Source organism: Streptomyces anatolicus, assembly GCF_019400875.1.
Lineage (GTDB): Bacteria > Actinomycetota > Actinomycetes > Streptomycetales > Streptomycetaceae > Streptomyces > Streptomyces anatolicus.
Genome location: NZ_WMBF01000575.1, coordinates 1 through 3,639, shown reverse-complemented (window position 1 = coordinate 3,639; position 3,639 = coordinate 1). Strand labels below are relative to the sequence as shown.

Sequence of the window (3,639 nt, the reverse complement as noted above, 5' to 3'; positions counted from 1 at the left end):
GGGGGCAGGGAGGGCTCAAGGAGGGTTCGCGGGGTGGTCGGTGGAGAAGTCGGCGGAGAGGTCGGGAAACTCAGGGAGCATAGCTCACTGTTACCTATACTCACAATGCACTAGGTCCTGATAATGTTCCGGCCATGAGCACCCCGGACACCGACGGCCCTCTCGCCGAACAGCTGCTGCGGCTCACCCGCAGGCTGCAACGCATCCAGAAGCGCCATCTGGGTCCGGTGGGCATCACCCCGGCCCAGTCCCGGCTGCTGCGCACCCTCGCGCACTACGAGGCACCGCCCCGCATGGCCGATCTGGCGCAGCGCCTCGAAGTGGTCCCGCGCGCGGTGACGAGTCTGGTCGACGGCCTGGAGTCGGGCGGTCTGGTGCGGCGCGCGCCGGACCCGGCCAATCGCCGCGTCATCCGCATCGAGCTGACGGATTCGGGACAAGAAGCCCTCAAGAAGCTGCGCGCCGCGCGCCGGTCGGCGGCAGAGGACATCCTGGCTCCACTGGCCGCCGAACAGCGCGAAGCCCTCGGCGGTCTCCTGTCCGCCCTGCTCGACGACCCGGAAGGTCGCTGCTGACACGTCGAGGTCGTCGCTGAACAGCCGATGTTCCTCGCTGACACCGCCGAGGAGTGCCCATGCCGTTGCTGGAGCCCGAGCCGGACGCCCTGCGCCCCGCGCCGCGCACGGAAGGCGCGGCGCCGGACCGCGTGCCGGACGGCCGGGCCGCGGGAACCCCGGAGCCGCTGCGCTCCGAGCTGACCGCACTGCTCGGCGCGGACAAGGTCCTGACGAAGATCTCGGACCTGGTGCGGTACGCCTCTGACGCGAGCCCCTACCGCTTCGTGCCGCAGGTCGTGGTCGTCCCCGAGGACCTCGACGACGTCTCGGCCGTCCTGTCGTACGCGCACGGCAAGGGCCGCGAGGTCGTCTTCCGCGCCGCGGGCACCTCCCTGAACGGCCAGGCCCAGGGCGAGGACATTCTGGTCGACGTGCGCAAGCACTGGGCCGGCGTGGAAGTGCTCGGCGAGGGCGAACGGGCCCGGATCGGCCCCGGCACCACGGTCGTACGCGCCAACGCCACGCTCGCCCGGTACGGCCGCGTACTCGGCCCGGACCCGGCGAGCGCGATCGCCTGCACCATCGGAGGCGTCGTCGCGAACAACGCCTCGGGCATGACGGCGGGCACCACCCGCAACTCCTACCGCACGGTCGCCTCGCTGACGTTCGTCCTGCCCTCGGGCACGGTCGTGGACACCGCCGAGCCGGACGCCGACGAGCGGCTGGCGCACGCCGAACCCGCCCTGTGCGAGGGGCTGCTCGCGATCAAGCGGGAGATCGAGGCGGACGCCGAGCTGGTGGCCCGGATCCGCGCCAAGTACCAGATCAAGAACACCAACGGCTACCGCCTCGACGCCTTCCTGGACGGCACGACGCCCGTGCAGATCCTGCGCGGTCTGATGGTCGGCTCCGAGGGCACGTTCGGCTTCATCTCGGAGGTCGTCTTCGACACGCTGCCGCTGGACCGGCACACCAGTACCGCACTGCTCTTCTTCCCCTCGCTCCCGGCGGCGGCCGCGGCTGTGCCGCTCTTCAACGCGGCGGGCGCGCTCGCCGTCGAGCTGATGGACGGCAACACCCTGCGCGCCTCGGTCAGCGTGCGGGGCGTGCCCGCCGACTGGGCCGGGCTCCCGAAGTCGACGGCCGCGCTCCTGGTGGAGTTCCGCGCGCCGGACGAGGCGACCCAGGAGGCGTACGAGGCAGCCGCCGCCAAAGCCCTTGAAGGCCTCGAACTCATCGCCCCCGTCCCGTCGGTGACGAACTCCTTCACGCGCGACGCGAGGACGATCGGCGGCTACTGGAAGGCGCGCAAGGCGTTCGTCACGGCCGTCGGCGGCTCCCGCCCCTCGGGCACGACGTTGATCACCGAGGACTTCGCGGTGCCGCCGGGACAGCTCGCCGAGGCCTGCGAGGCACTGCTCGACCTGCAGACGCGGCACGGCTTCGACGCCGCCGTCGCGGGCCACGCGGCGCACGGCAATCTGCACTTCCTGCTCGCCTTCGACGCGGCGCTGCCCTCCGACGTGGAGCGCTATGCCGCCTTCATGGACGAGTTCTGCCGCCTGACCGTGGAGCGGTTCGACGGCTCCCTGAAGGCCGAGCACGCCACGGGCCGCAACATCGCCCCCTTCCTCGCACTCGAATGGGGCCCGAAGGCCACGGAGTTGATGTGGCGCACCAAGCGGGTCATCGACCCGGACGGGGTCCTCGCGCCGCGCATCGTCCTCGACCGCGACCCGAGAGCCCATCTGCGGGGCCTGAAGACCATCCCGAAGGTGGAGCAGATCGCGGACCCGTGCATCGAGTGCGGCTTCTGCGAACCCACCTGCCCCAGCGAGGACTTGACCACCACGCCCCGCCAGCGCATCGTGCTGCGCCGCGAGATGACGCGCCAGGCGCCGGGCTCCCCCGTCGAGGACGGTCTCGTCGAGGCGTACGGCTATGACGCCGTGGACACCTGCGCGGGCGACTCGACCTGCAAGCTGGCGTGTCCGGTCGGCATCGACACGGGCGCCCTCATGCGGGACTTCCGGCACGCGCGGCACTCGCCCCGCGAGGAGCGGATGGCCGCGCGCGCCGCGAAGAACTTCAAGGCCGTAGAGGCGTCCGCACGGCTCGCGGTGGCCGCCGCCGACCGGATCAGCGACCGGCTGCTCACCGCCGTCACCCGTACCGCCCGCAGGGCCGTACGGCCCGATCTCGTACCGGAGTGGCTGCCACGGATCCCCGGCGCCGCCGCCCGCGGACTGCCGCGCACCTCGCGATCGGGCGCCGCGGCCGTCTACTACCCGGCGTGCGTCAACCGCATCTTCGGCGGCCCGGGCGACCGCTCGCTGGCCGAGGCCGTCGTCGCCGTGTCCGCGCGCGCGGGCAGGCCCGTGTGGATCCCCGACGATGTGGCGGGGACGTGCTGCGCGACGATCTGGCACTCCAAGGGGTACGACGCCGGGAACAGGGTCATGGCCAATCGCATCGTCGAGGCGGCCTGGGGCTGGACCGCGGGCGGCCGGCTGCCGCTGGTCGTCGACGCCTCGTCGTGCACGCTCGGCATCGCGCACGAGGTGGTGCCGTATCTGACGGCCGACAACCGCGCGCTGCACCAGGAGCTGACGGTCGTCGACTCGGTCGTCTGGGCCGCCGATGAGCTGCTGCCGCACCTGACCGTGCGCCGCACGATCGGCTCAGCCGTCCTGCATCCCACCTGCTCCATGCGCCACCTCGGCGACGAGGAGCATCTGCGTGCCGTCGCCGAGGCCTGCGCGGACGAGGTGGTCGTGCCGGACGACGCCGGATGCTGCGCGTTCGCGGGCGACCGCGGCATGCTGCACAAGGAACTCACCGAGTCGGCCACCCGCAAGGAGGCCGCGGAGGTCGCCGCCCGCTCCTTCGACGCACACCTGTCGGCGAACCGCATGTGCGAGGTGGGCATGGACCACGCGACGGGCCGTGGCTACTACTCCGCGCTTCTGGAGCTGGAGCGTGCGACGCGTCCCGCGACTCCCGAGCCGATGCCCGTACCCGCGCCGATGCCCGCGCCCGCGCGCGACGGTCACTGAGGCCCCTGGCCACCTCCGCCTCCACC

General features: G+C 72.2%; 2 protein-coding genes. Both read left to right on the top strand.

Going from position 1 to position 3,639, the window contains the following annotated elements; all coding sequences use genetic code 11:
* Positions 1–134: 134 nt before the first annotated feature.
* Positions 135–575: a MarR family winged helix-turn-helix transcriptional regulator gene (locus GKQ77_RS29750; protein ID WP_219692220.1), complete on the top strand. Its 441-nt coding sequence runs from the start codon at positions 135–137 to the stop codon at positions 573–575.
* 59 nt (positions 576–634) lie between these two features.
* Positions 635–3,613, top strand: a complete 2,979-nt coding sequence (locus GKQ77_RS29745; RefSeq protein WP_219692219.1) for an FAD-binding and (Fe-S)-binding domain-containing protein — start codon at positions 635–637, stop codon at positions 3,611–3,613.
* The last annotated feature ends 26 nt before the right edge of the window (positions 3,614–3,639 follow it).

What these genes read in the sequence shown, in the direction of transcription:
- GKQ77_RS29745 (WP_219692219.1), top strand. Translation starts at nt 635, where the DNA reads ATGCCGTTGCTGGAGCCCGAGCCGGACGCCCTGCGCCCCGCGCCGCGC.
- GKQ77_RS29750 (WP_219692220.1), top strand. Translation starts at nt 135, where the DNA reads ATGAGCACCCCGGACACCGACGGCCCTCTCGCCGAACAGCTGCTGCGG.